Here is a 17,258-nt window from a genome sequence, read left to right on the forward strand (position 1 = left end):
GGCGTGATGTCTTGTCCGAGAGCCGGATGCGGGAGATCTGCATGTCCGGTTCGATGAGCAGGGAGTGGAAACGGACCGTCTGGCAAGCCCCACAGGCGCGCCGCACGACACCGCGCCACTTCCTGACTCTACCGTCACCGGAGCGCTGTGAACTCCAGCCCGAAGCGGGTGAGGTACTTGCGCAGGCGGTCGGCGTCGTTGGTGCTGGCGCGGCGTTCGCGGGAAGCGGCGAAGAGGCGGCGGCCGGCTTCCGATAGGGAGGGGCTCTCACGGCAGACCCGTGCGACGTAGGCGAGCTGGACGCGGTCGAAGGGGTCGATCTCGGCCAGTTGTCGGGCGCTCAGGATTGCCTCGAGGCCGTCGCTACGCTCGCCGCCGCCGGTCCAGAGGCGCTGGAGGCGGGCCACTTCGCCATCCACCGTGGCAACGTCGATGCGCCCCTTAGGCGCGAAAGTCGCCATGCGGGTGACGCTGGCGGCGAGATCGCGGAAATTGCCGTTCCAGCTCGCGCGCGGCGACGTGGCGAAGTCGAGGAAGCGGGCGCGCGCCTCCTTGTTGAACGAGACGCGCATCCCCTCGCGCTCGGCATGGCGGTCGAGTTCGTAGTCGAGGTTGGGGGCGATGTCCTCGCGCCGCGCGGCGAGGCCCGGAAGCGCGAAGGTCCACAAGTTGAGGCGGGCGTAGAGGTCTTCGCGGAAGGTGCCTTCGGCGACGCAGCGGCCAAGATCGCGGTTGGTACCGGCAATCAGCTGGAAGTCGCTGGCCACTTCCACGTCCGCGCCCATCGGCAGGAAGCGCCGGTCCTCGATCGCGCGCAGGATCATCGCCTGCTCGTCGAGCCCGAGTTCGCCGATCTCGTCGAGGAACAGCATGCCTCCATCGGCGCTGCGCAGCAGTCCCGGGCGGTCGGCAGCGGCCCCGGTGAAGGCGCCCTTGCGATGCCCGAACAGCGCCGACATCGCGCCGTCGCCGCGCAGGGTGGCGCAGTTGACCTCGACGAATGGCCCCGCAACCTGCCGCTTCATCTTCTTGAGATCGTGGATGCGGCGGGCAAGCTGGCTCTTGCCCGCGCCGGTCGGCCCCATCAGCAGGATCGGCGCGCGCGTGCGCGAGGCGACCTGCTCGATCTCGTCGATCATGGCGTTGAAGGCGGGATTGCGCGTCTCTATCCCGGACTTCAGGAACGAGGTGCCCTCGCGCCGGTCGGCCGCAAAGCGGGTGGCGATGGAATCGTAGCGCGACAGGTCGAGATCGATGGCGCTCCAGCTGCCGGGCGCGGTGGCGTCGGCACGGCGGCTCGGCTGGGTCTGGAGCAGCCGGCCGGGCAGGTAATGCGCCTCGGTCAGTAGGAACAGGCAGATCTGCGCGACGTGGGTGCCGGTGGTGATGTGGACCAGCACGTCCTCCGTCTCCGGGTCGAGCGGCAGGGTGCGCGTGAAATCCAGCAGCTTGCCATAGACTTCCTCGAAATCCCAAGCGTCGGAGAAGTCTATGACATGGCGCTCGACCGTGGTTTCCGGGGAGACATCGGCGATGTCCTGGCTGACGTATTCGGCGAGGCGGCGGTGCGCGGTGCCGTGGATCAGCACGAAGCGGTCGACCCGCAGATCCTCGTGCATCGTCAGCGCCACGGTGGGGCGCCATTTCATCCAGCGCGAGGGGCCGAACTTGGCAGCGTCGAGCGTGGAGCCGAGAAAGCCGATGACGGTGAGTGGTTTCATGATCTTATATGATAATCGCTTATACAGTGATATACAAATTGTGAGTCTTTCGATCTCGGCATCCTGAAGGGTTGCAGCCGGAGCGTACCGGTTTTCCGCCGATTCCGAGAAATTTTCGCCAGACGTCGTCGGTTTGGCACGCCCCCTGCAATTCTATTTCCGCCGGGTCAGTCGAACAGCCCGGCTCAGCAGGCGAAAGCGGGGCGGCCGGAATGGGCCGGCCGCCTCCATTTCGCCGCAAGAGGATTTCAGGAGTACGGCCATGACCGACACCAGTTTCGAATTGCGGCAGGTCAAGGGCGGCGTGCCGGTGAAGATGTGGACCCGCGGCGTGCCCGTGGACGACAAGGCGCACGACCAGCTCGCCCGCGCGGCGAAGATGCCCTTCGTGTTCCGCCACGTCGCCGCGATGCCCGACGTCCATGTCGGCATCGGCGCGACCGTGGGCTCGGTGATCCCGACGAAGGGCGCGGTGATCCCGGCCGCCGTGGGCGTGGACATCGGCTGCGGCATGATGGCCGCGCGCACCTCGCTCATGGCGCATGACCTGCCCGACAGTCTGGAGGCCATCCGCTCCGCTATCGAGCAGGCGGTGCCGCACGGGCGCTCGGTGGGACGCGGCAAGCGCGACCATGGGTCATGGGGCGCGCCGCCGCCGGGCGTGGTCGAGGCCTGGGCCACGCTGGCCGTGCGCTTCGAGCGGCTGTGCGAGCGGCACCCCCGCCTCAAGAACACCAACAACCTCACGCATCTGGGCACGCTGGGCACCGGCAACCACTTCATCGAGCTCTGCCTCGACGAAGAGGCGCGGGTGTGGGTGATGCTGCATTCCGGATCGCGCGGAGTGGGCAACGCCATCGGCTCGTTCTTCATCGAACTGGCCAAGCAGGACATGCGCAAGTGGCACATCAACCTGCCCGACGAGGATCTCGCCTACTTCCCGGAAGGGACCGACCACTTCGATGATTACGTCGAGGCGGTGGGCTGGGCGCAGGACTTCGCCGCGCTCAACCGGCGGATGATGATGGGTAACGTGATCGGAGCCCTGCGCGCCCAGATCGCCAAGCCCTTCGAGGCGGAGCTGGAGGCGGTGAACTGCCATCACAACTACGTTCGCCGGGAGAACCATTTCGGCGAGAACGTGCTCGTCACCCGCAAGGGTGCGGTGCGCGCGGCGAAGGGGGTGATGGGCATCATTCCGGGTTCGATGGGCGCGAAATCGTTCATCGTGCGCGGACTCGGCAACCCGGAGAGCTTCGACAGCTGTTCGCACGGGGCGGGCCGGGTGATGAGCCGGACGCAGGCGAAGAAGCTCGTCTCGCTGGAGGAGCATGTGGCCGATACGGCAGGCGTCGAATGCCGCAAGGACGAAGGCGTCATCGACGAGACGCCCCGCGCCTACAAGCCGATCGAGGCGGTGATGGCGGCCCAGGCTGATCTCGTCGAGATCGTCCACACCTTGAAGCAGGTGGTCTGCGTGAAGGGGTGACACCCTTTGCGCGGGCCATCGCCACGGAGGGCGAGATGCGCGATTTTGTGAGCGAGTGGAGGCAGCAGGGCCAACTGTTCGTTTGGCGCTACCGCCAGCCTCGACAGGCTTATCGGGGTGGCATTTTACCGGTGATCCGGCGGGATGCCGCTCCATGCGCAACCTGATCGACCGCATGGTCGGCGGCGCTCCGTGCCATCGCACCTTGGAACTGGCGCGGGTCACGCAGGCCGTGCATGAAGTGCCGGGGTTCCTCGGTCCGATCGATCACCATCATCTGCGCCTGCGCATCGAGTACCGCCCCGACGCGACGGCGCTTCGCCTCGAGGTGGAAGGTGATCGCCTGACGATGACGGCGGGCGGACCGGCGTTCTGCGAACTCGGCGCGGCTTTCGCGTCGGTAGAGATCGGCGACGGTGATTTCGGCATGAAGCCGTCCGCCGACAAGAAGGCCGATCCGTGGTGGTTCTGGTGGATGCCGCGGGCCGTCCCTGCAATGACGTACGACAAGAGGACGAAATGATACAGATCGACGGTTCGGAAGGTGAAGGCGGCGGGCAGGTGGTGCGCAATTCGTGCGCGCTTGCGCTTGTCACCGGTACACCTTTCCGCATCACCAACGTCCGTGGCGGGCGCTCCAAGCCGGGGCTCATGCGCCAGCACGTCACTGCCGTGGAAGCGGCGGCGCGGATTGGCGGGGCCGAGGTGACGGGCGCTGCGGTAGGTTCGGGCACGCTCGAATTCCGCCCTGGCGTCGTGCAGCCCGGAGAGTACCGCTTCGCCGTCGGCACGGCGGGCAGCACCGGGCTTGTCCTGCAGACGGTGCTGATGCCGCTGGCGCTGGCGGACCGTCCCTCGCGCCTGGTCCTGGAAGGTGGCACGCACAACATGCTGGCCCCACCGTTCGACTTCATCGAGCGTACCTTCTTGCCCGTCATCAACCGGATGGGGCCGCAGGTGGAGGCACGCCTCGTCCGCCACGGCTTCTACCCGCGCGGCGGCGGGCGGATCGAGGTGGACATCATCCCGGCCCCGCTCGCCCCGCTGGAATGCCTCGACGGCGGCGGTTTCGAAGGAGGATCGGCGCAAGTGCTGTTCACCGGCCTGCCGTTCGAGATCGCCGAGCGCATGATCGCGCGGTTGCGCAGGGAACTGCCCGAGTGGCCCGAGGACGCCTTCGCCGTGCGCGAGCTGCCGGCCGACCAAGGCCCCGGCGTCATCCTCATGATCGAGGCACGCAAGGCGCATGTGACCGAGATTGCCAGCGGCTTCGGCCAGCTGGGCGTGCCAGCCGAACGTCTTGCCAAGACGGCGGCGGGCCGCCTGAAAGGCTACGTCGCGTCACAGGCCTTTGCGGGTCCGTACCTTGCCGACCAGCTGGTTCTGCCCTTCGCGCTGGCGAGCAGAGGCGCATTCACCACGGTGAAGCCGACAGGCCACCTCATTACGGCCATCGAACTGGCGCAGCGTTTTCTTGGCAAGCCTATCACGCTGGAGCAAGAACCTTGCGGAAAGCATCTAGTCCGATTTGCATAAAGCGATCGGCGCGGGCGAACCCCGCACGGGCAATGGCGGCTAATCCGGGAATCTGTGCATGGGAAAGCAGACCGACCGGACCTGGGGCCGGTAGATCAGCGTTTAAGCGGCTGCAAAGGGTCGCTTCAGTCAGAGCAGGACCGGGTCGCCATGCCCGACGCTCTTGTGCAGACGCCTGCAGGCCATTGTATCTAACCTCTGGTCTCTCTTTATGATCGGGGAGCCAGAAAGCGGGTTACTATCGCCATCAATAAGATGGGCAGCCCATGAAACAAACTCTGGAAAGGTGCGTTGCCCAGCGAGATCAAAGTCACGCGCTCTTGCCAGCATGACAGGAAAGGAGAGAAGCACGCATTTATAGGGGGACGGGCACGCGATTTGACGACCTCGCGTTTTGTGCCCGATCTCCGGAGATGGCAGATGGTGGGCATGGGTTTTAGGGTAGTATCGAGCGAGTTCACCGGCGCCTCAGCAGTGGCAACGGGTTGGTTGCATGACATCTGATCTGCGCCATGCCCGGATATCTCCTGCACTCCGCCCGACGATGCCGAGCGGGCCTTATCTCTTTCCCATCGGGCCAAAGCTGAAGATAGCCTATGTCATCTGCGCCATCAGCATCGCCACGCTCGCGACGTTCGGTGAGTTTCTGTTTGCGACCGATATTGCCTATCTGGCAGGCCCGCTTCATCTGACCAGCGCGCAGGCGACTTGGGCAACGGCGCTCTACTACGGCTTTGGAGCCAGCAACGCGCTCTTCGTCATTAAGGGACGGATGCAGTTCGGCACTACGCGCTTCTTCCATATTGTCATCAGCATCTATGCGGCGACGTCGCTGCTGTTTTTGTTGTATCCCACCTTCGTCACGCTGCTGCTGAACCGGGCCGCGAACGGTGCGGTCTACTCGATGGCGATTGCCATGGCTGTCTATTACATGCTGGTGGTCGTGCCGGCAGACAAGCGCTTCCGCGCGCCAATGACCGCTATCGGGCATTGCTGGCCTCTTCCTCTTTAGTGGGCTTCGTACCGGTCGAGACGATCGCCGAAAATGGCGCGCTGGGGTGCAGGCTGATCTGCCTCGCTGCACCCTGTGCCATGCTGGCGCTGACGCTGCTGTTCCCGCTGACCCCAACGGATCGCTACAAGGTATTTTCGCCAGGCGATTTCGTGACGATTGCTATGGCGGTGCCTGGCGTTCTGTTGCTGGCAGGGGCATTGGCGCAGGGGCGCACGTACTGGTGGTCGCAGGCCCCGTGGATCGGCTGGATGCTGGCGGGCGGGATCGCTCTGGTGGCCGCAGCCATGATCCGCGAGCATCGCCGCGGCCACCCCCTACTCCAGATTGAGTGGATGACCTCGCGCCAGTTCCTGATGCTGATCTTTGTCGTTGTGTTCGAACGGATCGGCCTCGCCGAGCAGACCACCGGCATGCGCGGGTTGATGGCGGCCTTGGGTTTCGACAGTGACCAGCTTCACCTGATGTCGCTGGCCTCGCTACTGGGGCAGGTTACAGGTGTCGTCCTTCTCGCCCGCTTCTTTCAGCCTGAGCGGGCAGGATGGATCATGCTGATCTGCATGCTGGCAACAGCGGGCGCGGCATGGTTCGACGGTGGCCGCAACGGCTTCGTGACGCCGATGGACGTTTTGGTCACGCAATTCGTGATCGGCGGTGCGAGCGTGGCCTTCGTCGCGTCCGGCCTGCTGTTCATGGTCGGCAAGGTCATGAGCAGCGGCCCGCACAATCTGGTGACGATGATCCTGATGTTTGCCTTCACGCAGAACATGGGGGGGCTGATCGGCTCAGCGCTGATCGGCAGCTACCAGTTCGTGGCACAGCAGGATGCCTTGACGGTGCTGGCGTCATGGAGCCCACTTGCCAGCCCCTTCGCCGCATCGGGCGGTGATGCCGCCGCAACCGGCGCGGCCTCGATAACCTCCGGCGCGGGCGTTTTCGGATATTTGGACGCCTTTCGCTTCGTAGGCGTTCTGACCGCGAGCGGAGCGGCCTGCCTGTTTGTCTACATGCTGGTGATGCGCGGCATCGCACGCTGGGAAAGAGTGGAACCTTGAGCGAAGACATGACGCCGCCGAACGATGACGCCGATGCCCCGGTCAACTGGACGCCCCCTAAGAAGCACCCGCTGACGTGGGTGATTATCGCGGTGCTGGCACTGGTCGCAGTGCTGGCCGTGCTTGCAGCTTGGGGGCTCTGGCCGTTTCGTGGGATAGGGCCGCAGACCGACAACAGCTATGTCCAGGGGCGCACGACAGTGATCGCGCCGCAGGCGACCGGCTATGTGACCAAGGTTTACGTGAGCGATTATGCCATGGTTCATAAGGGACAGGTCCTGCTGGAGATCGATCCGAGTACGTATCGCGCGCAAGCCCGGCAGGCCGCCGCGCAAGTCGAAGTAGCCCGCGCCAATCTTGCCAATAATGTGCAGCAGCAGGCCAGTGCTGCGGCGCAACTGGCAGGCCAGCAGGCAGGGCTGGAAAAGGCGCAGGCCAGCGAACGCAAGGCAGCAGCGGATTTTCAGCGGGCAAAGGCGCTCGTTGGTGATGGCAGCGTCTCGCAGGCCGATCTGGATGCAGCGGCCATGGCCTATCATGCCGCACGCTCGGCCTTGAACGAGACCCGCGCACAGATCCGCATCGCGCAGGAGAACCTTGAGACGGCGCATGTCGATCGCACCCAACTGGCAGCCCAGCTTGACGCCGCGAAGGCTGGCCAGCTTTCCAGCGATATCGACCTCTCACGTACCCGCATCGTCGCGCCCGAGGATGGCCAGTTGGGACGTGTCACCATTCACCTTGGCCAGTTGGTTGCCAGCGGAAGCCAGTTGTTCACGCTGATCCCGCGCGGCGCCTGGGTGATCGCGAACTACAAGGAATCGGATATCGCCAACGTGCGGCTGGGGCAGCGGGTGTGGTTCACCGTCGATGCGCTGGGCGGCGCGAAGCTGCGCGGGCGGGTAACGCAGATCGCCCCGGCGACGGCAGCGGAGTTTTCCGCTGTCAGTCCCAGCAATGCGGTGGGCAACTTCGTGAAGATCCCGCAACGCATTGGTATCCGCATCTCTCCCGATATCGACCAGCCGCTGGCTGCGCGGCTGCGGCCGGGCATGTCGGTAGAAACCAGGATCGACACGACCACCCCGGTTCGCCAAGCGGAGCGGGGCTCGTGAAGGCCGTATTCGCTTCACGCGGGACGGTATTGCTCTTGTCGACAGCGGTTTCGCTGGTGTTGAGTGGCTGCATGGGGCCACGGCCCCAGCCCCCTGCCGATGCGCAGGTCCGTGCTCCGCAAGCGTGGCGAGCAGACCCCGACATGGCAGGTGTCGATATCGATCCCGAGTGGTGGAAGCAGTTGGGCGACCCGGTACTGTCAGGGCTGGTCACGCAGGCCCTTGCGCACAATACCGATCTCGGACAGGCCGCTGCTCGTGTCGAGCAGGCCGCAGCGCAAGTCAAAGGCACGCGCAGCTATCAATTGCCGCAAATAAGTGCGGGTGCAACCGGCTACCCGCGTGAACGTATCCTCAGCCAGACCACGCTCGTCGGCGTCGATCTGACGCAGTATCAGGCGCAGGCTTCGGTGAATTACGAAGCCGATATCTTCGGCAAGCTGCGCAGCCAGACCGCCGCCGCGCAGGCGCAATACCTGGCCCAGCGCGCCACTCAGGACGGCGTGCGCATTGCCGTCGTCGCCTCGGTCGTCGCGGACTACTGCCAGCTTCGCGCGCTGGACGCGACGCAGCAGGTCCTGGACGATACCCATGCCAGCCTGGCGCGCGAACTGGCCATGCGCCAGCATCAGCGCGCCGTCGGCCAGATTGGGCAGGACGTGGTCCTCCAGGCAGATGCCGCACTGCATCAGGTCGAGCTGCAACAGGCGCAAATGACGCAGCAGATGGTCGAGCAGGAGAACGCGCTGGCGCTGTTGCTGGGAGAGAATCCGCAGGCGATCCCCCGCGGCGCATCGCTGATGGATCTGCCGCTCCTGCCCGCCGTCGGCCAGTTGCCATCGTGGTTGTTACGCCGCCGTCCGGACATCGCGGCAGCGGAGGAGCAGCTGATCGCCGCCGACCATTCGCTCAGCGCGTCGCGGGCGGCGTTCCTGCCGGACTTCTCGCTGGGCGGTACATTGGGCCGCACCAATGCCGACGTCTATCCGGGACCGGTCAACCTGTGGTCGCTGTTCGGCAGCGTGCTGGCGCCGCTCTTCGAAGGCGGGCGCCTGCGCGCGAACGAGGATGCTGCAGCCGCCCGGCGTGACGAGGCAGCCTACGCCTATCGCGCCATTGCGCTCGATGCCTTCCGCGAAGTCGACGATCAGCTCAGTGCGCTCAAGCAGACCGCTCGGGAAGAGAAGGCTGCCGTAGCCTCGCGCGATGCCGACGCCGGTGTCTACGATCACGCGCGGCATCGCTTCGATGTAGGACAAGGCGACTATTTCGACGTGATCGATGCCCAGAGGACTTTACTTCAAGCGCGCCTCGGCCTGATACAAGCCCGCAGTGCGCGATTGCTAGCGACCGTGAGACTCTATCAGGCCGCAGGCGGTGGCTGGAAATAGTTTCGGCGCAACGAGAAATAACCTCGTCATAGCCTTCCCCAAGGACACATCACCGGCCTGAAACTAGGCGTTCATCCGATCTATCGTCGGCGAACAAACGGCAGGCCACGGCGAACCCGACCGTTCTTCTAGCGAATGAGGAAAAACGGTGCCTCGTCGACACCCGCCAGAATAGCTGTAAGGCCGGACCTAGGCGCCAAAAATTTGGCGCCTGAACGGCAATAATGGGTGTGCGCCGTGAAAAGGCGGCACTTTCTAGTGGGTGAGAGGCCTACCCGGCGATGCTCCAGCCGGAAGCGACCGGGGCAGGCATGGAGGTGACGAAATGTCTGAAGCCCCCGGATAACGGTCACGTAGGTGATCGTGCGAGCGTACAGGCCGTAACGTGAGTGAACGCTGAGCAATCCTCGAAAATGCCGATGTGCAGGCCGACCCGTCAACCCATACGGGGAAGGCTGATATGGATGGGCGAGTCTGAGCGACGCTTGAACCCGTCTGCTGCGCCGGGGTAGTGGTGACAGCATGTACGCAAGGAAAGTGCACGCAACACGGGAAGCCCCATGGCGTGCCGAGTGATCGGCAACCGGACGCCCGCGAGGGAGGGAAGGGCGCGATGGGGTGGCGGAGAGGTCCGTAGTACCGAGGAAGCCGGGTAATGCCGGTGGAGGAAAGGGGCCTCAGTTCAAGATGAACGCAACACGTGGTGAGGGGCAGGAGATTGGGTAACCTATCAACTCCGATAAGCGTCCAGAAACTGCAGAAGGCGTTGCACGCGAAAGCGAAGGCAGAAGTCGGCTACCGGTTTTACGCGCTGTACGACAAGATCAGCCGCGATGACATTCTGGCTCATGCCTACGCCCAGTGTCGTTCCAATAAGGGCGCGCCGGGTGTGGATGGACAGGACTTTGCGGATATCGAGGACTATGGCGTCGAGCGGTGGCTGGCGGAACTGGCGCTGTCGCTCAGGAAGGAGGCGTACCGACCCAATCCGATCAGACGGGTCTACATACCAAAAGCCAACGGCAAGCTTAGGCCGCTGGGCATTTCCACCGTGCGGGATCGGGTCTGCATGACGGCAGCGATGCTGGTGCTTGAACCGATCTTTGAAGCTGACCTCCCTCCCGAGATCTACGCCTACCGAGCCGGGCGCAACGCCCAGCAGGCCGTGATCGAGGTGGAGGAGCAACTGTTCTATGGCCGACCCGATGTCGTGGACGCCGACCTTGCCGACTACTTTGGCGCCATCCCCCACCTCGAGCTGATGAAATCGATATCGCGCCGGATCGTGGATCCGCGCGTTCTGCATCTGATCAAATCCTGGCTGGAATGCGCTGTCGAAGAAACGGATGACAAGGGCAGGAAGAACGACGCAGGCCCGCGATCAGCGGCGCGGCATCCCGCAAGGATCACCCATCTCACCACTGCTGGCAAATCTCTACATGCGCCGGTTCGTCTTGGGATGGCGGAAGCTCGGCCTTGGGCAACGTCTAGGCTCGCGGCTCGTCACCTATGCTGATGACCTCGTGATCCTCTGTGAGAAGGGCAACGCGGAAGCTGCGCTCGATCACATGCGCAGGCTCATGGAAAAGCTGAAGCTGACAGTGAATGAGGAAAAGACACGTATCTGTACGGTGCCGGACGAAACGTTCGACTTTTTGGGATACACGTTCGGTCGGATGTACTCCCCGATTACCGGCAGAGCCCGCATAGGCTACCGGCCGTCGAAGAAAAGCATCCAGCGCGTGGTCGCAACGATCCACGAACTGACAGACCGAGCGCGTACATGGCAGGATACCACATATCTGGTGGCTAAGATGAACCGGGTGCTGCGCGGATGGGCCAATTACTTCTCGGTAGGGACCGCGAGCAACGCATACCGCGCCATCGACAGCTACACAGCGGTGCGGTTGCGCCGGTGGCTACGCGCCAAGCACAAGACCAGACGAAAGCGAGCGGGAGCCTATCACACCCCCGAGCTGTACGAGCGCTTCGGCCTCGTGCGTCTGGCCGACTTGGCCGCAGCCCGCCGTGGGTGAAGGCGTGATGTCTTGTCCGAGAGCCGGATGCGGGAGATCTGCATGTCCGGTTCGATGAGCAGGGAGTGGAAACGGACCGTCTGGCAAGCCCCACAGGCGCGCCGCACGACACCGCGCCACTTCCTGACTCTACCGACGGCAGGAAGGCCGCAATGCTATCGCCGCGTATTTTGCCTGCAGCATTGCGCCGAAGACCGGATGTAATAGATGTGTGACCTAGGAACTCAGTAAGCCCTTTGCGCGTATTGCACCTTGATGCAGTGGGATAGCAAAGCTGTGGGGGCAAGTTCGTGATGTCGGCAAAAAGCAATCTGGCGATCCAGACCAACGAGCTGATATCCGGGCGAGCAGAGGAAGACCTATCCGATATCGAGCTGCTCCATCAGATCAGCGTCACATTGATCGGTGAACAGGACCGCTTCGAACTTTACGGTAAGATTGTCGAGGCTGCGGTCGCGATCGCGGGATCTCAGTTTGGCACAATGCAACTCCTATGCCCTGCCGGAGATACGTCAGGCCATGGCGGCGAACTGCAACTGCTTGCTCATCGCGGCCTACCCGAGCACGCCATCGAATTCTGGAAATGGGTCAAGCCTGCCGCATACAGCAGTTGCACCCTCGCTCTGAAGTTCGGCCAACGCGCAATCGTCCCTGATTTCGAAGAATGGGCCGATATCGCAGGCACCCAGGATCTGGTCGCATTTCGGCAGGCCGGAATTCGCTCGGCTCAGACCACGCCCCTCATTTCGCGTAGCGGCAAGCTCCTTGGCATGATCTCCACGCACTGGGCGCAGCCGCATGAACCCAGCGAGCGCGATTTGCGGATGTTGGACATTCTCGCGCGACAGGCCGCGGATTTGCTCGACCGCACGATTGCGGAAGAGGCTCTTCGCCAGCTCAACGAAACCCTTGAGATCCGGGTTGAGGAAAGATCTCGAGAACTCATGGCTTCCGAGGACCAGATCAGGCAGCTGCAGAAAATGGAGGCGATCGGCCAGCTGACCGGCGGGGTCGCGCACGATTTCAACAACCTCCTCACGATCATTCGCTCGTCAGCAGAACTGCTGTCACGGCGGGAGTTGCCGCTCGAAAAGCAGCGCAAGTACATCGACGCTATCTCGGAGACAGCCGGCAGGGCGGCCAAGCTCACCAGCCAGCTGCTCGCATTTGCCCGCCGTCAGCCCTTGCGGCCGGAAGTTTTCGACCCCGCTGAAAAGGTGGCCAGCATCTCGGAGATGCTGCGCACCGTGGTCGGCTCGCGCATCGACATTGATGTCCTTTCTTTGTGTGATCCCACTTTTGTCGAAGTGGATGCCAGCCAGTTCGAGACGGCGCTGGTGAATATGGCGGTGAATGCACGCGATGCAATGAGCGGTGAGGGTCGGATCACCATCTGCGTGGACACCGCACGGTCGGTCCCGGCCTGCCGCGGTCATGCAGCGGCGCAAGGCGATTTCGTGAAGGTCTCGGTTACGGATATCGGATCGGGGATGCCGCAGGAACACATCGACCGTGTGTTCGAACCATTCTTCACGACGAAGGAAGTCGGCAAGGGCACCGGCCTCGGCCTGAGCCAGGTTTATGGGTTCACCAAGCAGTCGGGCGGCGAGATCGCGGTCACCAGCGAAATCGACCTCGGAACAACCTTCAGCCTATATCTACCCCGATCGAAGGCAAAAATCGAAGACACCTGCCCGGAATTGCGGGGATCTGCCATCGTCACAGATGCGAAAATCCTTATCGTCGAAGACAATCAGCAGGTAGGGGACTTCGCTGCGCAGTTGCTGGCTGACCTGGGCTTCACGGCACGGCGTGCCGGAAACGCGCGCGAGGCGCTAGCCGTGCTCGAAACCGAACACGAAGAGATCGACATCGTGTTCTCCGACGTCGTAATGCCCGGTATGGATGGGGTGGAGTTATGTCGACGCATCCGTGCACGCTGGCCTGGCCTGACAGTGGTACTCACCAGCGGATACAGCCACGTGCTCGCCGACGATATGCGGCATGGGTTTCCCCTGCTACAAAAGCCCTATTCGCTTGACGACCTTGTACGCGTAATGCGCGATGCTCATGCACAGAACGGAAACGTCTTTTAGAGCCGCGCCCGATAGAGCCTGAAGATCATCACGCTGCCGCGCGCAGCAGGGCTTCGCGCAGGCGGCTGGGGGAACAGGGCTTTGAATAGACCTGGGCGTCGGGATAGCGAGTCTTCAGCTGAGTTTCGTCAGCATGGCCGGAATGGAAGATCAGCGGAACACCAGCATCCCTGAGCACGTCGGCGGCAGGAAACACCTCGCCATCCGGTAAGCGGACATCGAGAATGGCACACGTGGGAAGTTGCCGCTCGATCGCGGCCAAAGTTCCCGCAAGCGTTCCGCATGTACCTGCAACGGAGTATCCAAGCGCTTCGACTGTGTCTTCCAGATCAAGCGCCACGAACAGTTCGTCTTCAACAATCAGGACAGCGCACGTCATCCGGCAATCACCGAGCCAGGCAATTCCATCCGCTGCACCAGTTTGCCGCTTTCCACGGTGCGCTCGATACTCGCGCCGAGCTGACGGGCCGACGTGGCCACAAGCAACGTCCCAAATCCCTTGCCTTCCGTCACGTCGATCTCATTCTCGCCTGCTTCGATCCATTCCATCGAGATGGTTCGCTCGCGTAACGTCCATGTGATCGAAAGGCTGCCGGTTCGGGCGCCCAGCACGCCATATTTTGCCGCATTGGTTGTCCATTCGTGCAGGATCAGCGCGAGCGAGGACAGGGCCGTGCGCGCGACCGTGACGTCAGGGCCATCGATTTTGATATTTGCTTGACCCGAGTAAGGCGCCGTGGTCGTTTCGATCAGGTCTCTCAATGATATCGGTCGCGGCTCGCCAGCCGGGGCAGCCAGCGAATGCGCGCTGCCAAGGGCTGAAATCCGCTCGCGCAGGTCCAGTGATAAGCTCTGGACATCGTTGTGAGTTCGGCTCGCCGCAGCGATCATGCCGCTGACTACCGCGAAGAGGTTTTTGACGCGGTGGTTCATTTCGCGCAGCATCAGGCCGCGCGCATCGGCAAGGGCGTATTCGGCAGTGATGTCGATTGCGGCCCCCACCATGCGCAGCGGGTTCGAACCTCCGATCGTGCGCCCGAAGCTTTTGAGATAGCGGTCGGAGACAACTCCGTCCTTGTCCTGCTGGGGCACGCGGAACGTCACAGCGAAGTCTTCGGCGCCCGATGCAGTGCGGCGGAGGCCTTCCTCAACCGCCGCGCGGTCCTCGCTATGGATGCGCGAGAGCACGTCTGCCACCGTCACTTCGCCTCTGACCGGTAAACCCAACTGAATGCGATTGGTGCCATCGGGAATGAGTTCATCGGTTTTCTCGCAGTACTCCCAGACGCCAATGCCTCCCGCCGTGATCGCAAGATCGAGCCGCTCGCGCTCGGCAGCAAGATCGCTTTCCATAAGCAGCGCTACGGTGATATCGGTTAGCACCAGCGTGGCGCCGTCCACTCCCCCATGCTGCGTACGATAGGGGAGCACGCGCAGCGCCAGCGTGCGTCCCCCTTCGCGCGTATGGACCCGCCGCTGCAGAGCCTCGCCAGTTTCGGCAACCCGCAGCGCATCGTCGAGATAGCCGTTGTCGTCGAGCCGCGTCGCGACGTCTGCGAGCAGGCGCCCCCGGTCGCTGGGGCGCAGCGGAAAGATACCGGTTGCGGCCTCGGTGAAGCTCCGGATGCGCAGGTTGCGATCGAGAACAATCACGGCAAGATCGGTAGATTCAAAGAAGTTACGTAGGTCAGAATTTGCGACGGTAAGCTGGTCGACCTTGCTCTTGAGCTCGTCGTTGACGGTGGACAATTCCTCGTTTGTCGACTGAAGCTCCTCGTTCATCGACATCATTTCTTCGTTCGAACTCTTCAGTTCCTCGTTTGCCGTCTCCAGCTCCTCGACCGCCGTCCGCAGCTTGTGGCGGGTAAGGCGCAGTTCCTCTTCCAGCGCCTCCATGTGATCGTCGCCGTCCTCGATCTCTGCTGCATCATGCTCATCGAAGGGGCGGAACGGCGCGCGGTCGCGGAACACGAGCAGAAGGGTGCCATCAGGCAGCGGCTCGCAAACCGCTTCGATCGGCTGCAGGCCGTAGTCCGACTTGACCTCAACTTCCCGCGCGACGGTGCGCTTCTTGCCGTCACGTGCCTGGCGCACGAGTGGCCCAAGCACGTCGCGAAGACCAGGCTTCGCGAGTGAAATGGCGTTGGCGCCGCCGGTACGGGTCACAGGAAAGTCGAAGTAGCGGCTCAACTTTCCGTACGCAGCCAGTACCGCGCCGTCCTGGTTCAACACCATTGAGGGCGGTGCATAGAGTTCCGTCAGCCGCTGGATGGCGATCTCATTTTCTGCGGCCCTGCGCCCGCCCTCCGCCCGGCTCGACACCTGACGTTGCCGCTGGGTATTTCGGTCGCTGGCGGGAAGATCGATCGGATAGCTTGGGCTGCCAGCGCCCCGCTCAAAGATGCGGGCGTGATGATCGACGGGAGGGAACAAATGATCGAAACGGCCGATGCTCTCTGACGGACCAAGGAACAGGTAACCGCCGGGCCGGATCGCGTAATGCAGGATCGGCATGACCGACTGCTGAAGGCGGTCATCGAAGTAGATCAGAAGGTTACGGCAGGATACTAGATCGATCCGCGAAAATGGCGGATCCTTGACGACGCTGTGATTGGAAAACCGAATGAGATCGCGGATCTGGTTCGCGATAGAGAAGCGCTCGCCGTGCGGGTTCGTCCATCGTTCGCGCAAAGGGCTGGGAATGTCGGCAAGCGCGGAAGCAGGATAGCTGCCATCGCGGGCAATCTGCAGCATCTGTTCGTCAATGTCGGTCGCGAAAATCTGTACTGGGTTGGCGAACCCGTTCTCGCGTGCGGCATCTGCGAACAAAATTGCCAGCGTATAGGCTTCCTCGCCGCTGGAGCAGCCTGGTACCCAGACGCGAACTTCTTCGTCGGTCTCGCGGTTGCGCAAGAGCGGGAGGATGACTTTGGTTCGCAGCGCCTCGAACATCTCGGGATCACGGAAGAAACGCGTTACGTTGATGAGCAGGTCGCGAAACAGCGCCTCGCATTCGGCAGGATCGCTGCGTACCCGGTCCAGATAGGATCGCGCTGACGCAATGGAGAGCACGTGCATCCGCCGTTCCACGCGCCGCACGAGCGTCGAGCGCTTGTAGCCCGAGAAGTCGTGCCCCACCGCCGAGCGCAGGGTACCACACAGGTCATCGACATGATCGGCGACGAATTCAGCCTGCTGCTCGCGAGGCTCGACGCTGCGACGTTCGAAGAATGCGGAAAGGCAGTCGATGATGTCTGCTGGGCGCTTGACGTAATCCACCAGACCCGTGCCAACCGCCGAGACCGGCATGCCGTCGTAGCGCGCCGTTTCAGGCTGCTGGACGACGCAGACGCCGCCATGCTCCTTGATGGCGCGCAGGCCAGTGGATCCATCGGCCCCGGTTCCCGATAGGATGACGCAGGCTGCATTCGCCTGTTGGTCTGACGCCAAAGAGATAAAGAAGTCGTCGATCGGCCGACGCAGCCCGCGCGGTTGGGCGAACTCGGTCAGTTGCAGCCTGCCATCCTGTAGCGCCAGCCCTCGACCGGGTGGGATGATATATACCCGATCGGGCAACAAGGATTCGCCACCCTCACACTGCAACACATCGAGCGGGCACGCCCGGTCGAGTAACTGCGCGAGCATGCTTTCGTAATTGGGATCGAGATGCTGGACGATCACGAACGCCATGTTAGTGGGGCGGCGCGCGGCCGACAGCATCTCACGCAACGCCTCAAGCCCTCCAGCCGAAGCACCAATGCCTACGACCGGTACCGCTATCGGAGACGTGCCCTCAGAGTGCAACGC

At 63.0% G+C, this 17,258-nt stretch carries 13 protein-coding genes; 10 read left to right on the forward strand and 3 right to left on the reverse strand.

What is annotated here, in order from left to right:
* Window positions 1-134: 134 nt before the first annotated feature.
* The gene (gene rtcR, locus CI805_RS15725) at window positions 135-1,721 is read right to left on the reverse strand and encodes an RNA repair transcriptional activator RtcR (protein WP_260929097.1); all 1,587 of its coding nucleotides are present in this window, start codon (window positions 1,719-1,721) and stop codon (window positions 135-137) included.
* A gap of 262 nt (window positions 1,722-1,983) precedes the next feature.
* Between rtcR and CI805_RS15730 the strand changes: the two genes are divergently transcribed.
* From CI805_RS15730 to CI805_RS15775, 10 genes are all read left to right on the forward strand, one after another.
* Complete coding sequence (locus CI805_RS15730; protein ID WP_260929099.1) at window positions 1,984-3,210, forward strand: RtcB family protein; 1,227 nt, start codon at window positions 1,984-1,986, stop codon at window positions 3,208-3,210.
* Between the two features lie 154 nt (window positions 3,211-3,364).
* Complete coding sequence (locus tag CI805_RS15735; protein ID WP_260929101.1) at window positions 3,365-3,733, forward strand: hypothetical protein; 369 nt, start codon at window positions 3,365-3,367, stop codon at window positions 3,731-3,733.
* Window positions 3,730-4,746: an RNA 3'-terminal phosphate cyclase gene (gene rtcA / locus CI805_RS15740; protein ID WP_260929103.1), complete on the forward strand. Its 1,017-nt coding sequence runs from the start codon at window positions 3,730-3,732 to the stop codon at window positions 4,744-4,746. The genes CI805_RS15735 and rtcA overlap by 4 nt, the downstream gene beginning before the upstream one ends.
* 493 nt (window positions 4,747-5,239) lie before the next feature.
* Window positions 5,240-5,758, forward strand: coding sequence for a hypothetical protein (locus tag CI805_RS15745; RefSeq protein ID WP_260929105.1), 519 nt, complete (start codon window positions 5,240-5,242; stop codon window positions 5,756-5,758).
* Window positions 5,758-6,813, forward strand: a complete 1,056-nt coding sequence (locus CI805_RS15750) for a hypothetical protein (protein WP_260929107.1) — start codon at window positions 5,758-5,760, stop codon at window positions 6,811-6,813. The genes CI805_RS15745 and CI805_RS15750 overlap by 1 nt, the downstream gene beginning before the upstream one ends.
* Window positions 6,810-7,928, forward strand: a complete 1,119-nt coding sequence (locus CI805_RS15755; RefSeq protein WP_260929109.1) for an HlyD family secretion protein — start codon at window positions 6,810-6,812, stop codon at window positions 7,926-7,928. The genes CI805_RS15750 and CI805_RS15755 overlap by 4 nt, the downstream gene beginning before the upstream one ends.
* Window positions 7,929-7,984: 56 nt before the next feature.
* Window positions 7,985-9,319, forward strand: a complete 1,335-nt coding sequence (locus CI805_RS15760) for an efflux transporter outer membrane subunit (RefSeq protein ID WP_260929680.1) — start codon at window positions 7,985-7,987, stop codon at window positions 9,317-9,319.
* Between the two features lie 718 nt (window positions 9,320-10,037).
* The gene (locus CI805_RS21170) at window positions 10,038-10,835 is read left to right on the forward strand and encodes a reverse transcriptase domain-containing protein (protein ID WP_409934970.1); all 798 of its coding nucleotides are present in this window, start codon (window positions 10,038-10,040) and stop codon (window positions 10,833-10,835) included.
* Window positions 10,732-11,355, forward strand: coding sequence for a group II intron maturase-specific domain-containing protein (locus tag CI805_RS15770; RefSeq protein ID WP_409934979.1), 624 nt, complete (start codon window positions 10,732-10,734; stop codon window positions 11,353-11,355). Before CI805_RS21170 ends, CI805_RS15770 begins: the two co-directional genes overlap by 104 nt.
* A gap of 293 nt (window positions 11,356-11,648) precedes the next feature.
* On the forward strand, window positions 11,649-13,451 hold the full coding sequence (locus tag CI805_RS15775) for an ATP-binding protein (RefSeq protein ID WP_260929682.1): 1,803 nt from the start codon (window positions 11,649-11,651) through the stop codon (window positions 13,449-13,451).
* A 28-nt stretch (window positions 13,452-13,479) separates the two neighbouring features.
* Here CI805_RS15775 and CI805_RS15780 read toward each other — a convergent pair whose 3' ends face one another.
* A complete protein-coding gene (locus tag CI805_RS15780) occupies window positions 13,480-13,830 on the reverse strand; it encodes a response regulator (protein ID WP_260929112.1) in 351 nt (116 codons plus the stop codon).
* Window positions 13,827-17,171 carry a CheR family methyltransferase gene (locus CI805_RS15785; RefSeq protein WP_409934980.1) on the reverse strand — a complete coding sequence of 1,115 codons (3,345 nt, stop codon included), beginning with the start codon at window positions 17,169-17,171 and terminating at the stop codon, window positions 13,827-13,829. The genes CI805_RS15780 and CI805_RS15785 overlap by 4 nt, the downstream gene beginning before the upstream one ends.
* Window positions 17,172-17,258 lie beyond the last annotated feature (87 nt).

The sequence above is a fragment of the Novosphingobium sp. 9 genome (genome assembly GCF_025340265.1).
Taxonomy (GTDB): Bacteria; Pseudomonadota; Alphaproteobacteria; order Sphingomonadales; family Sphingomonadaceae; genus Novosphingobium.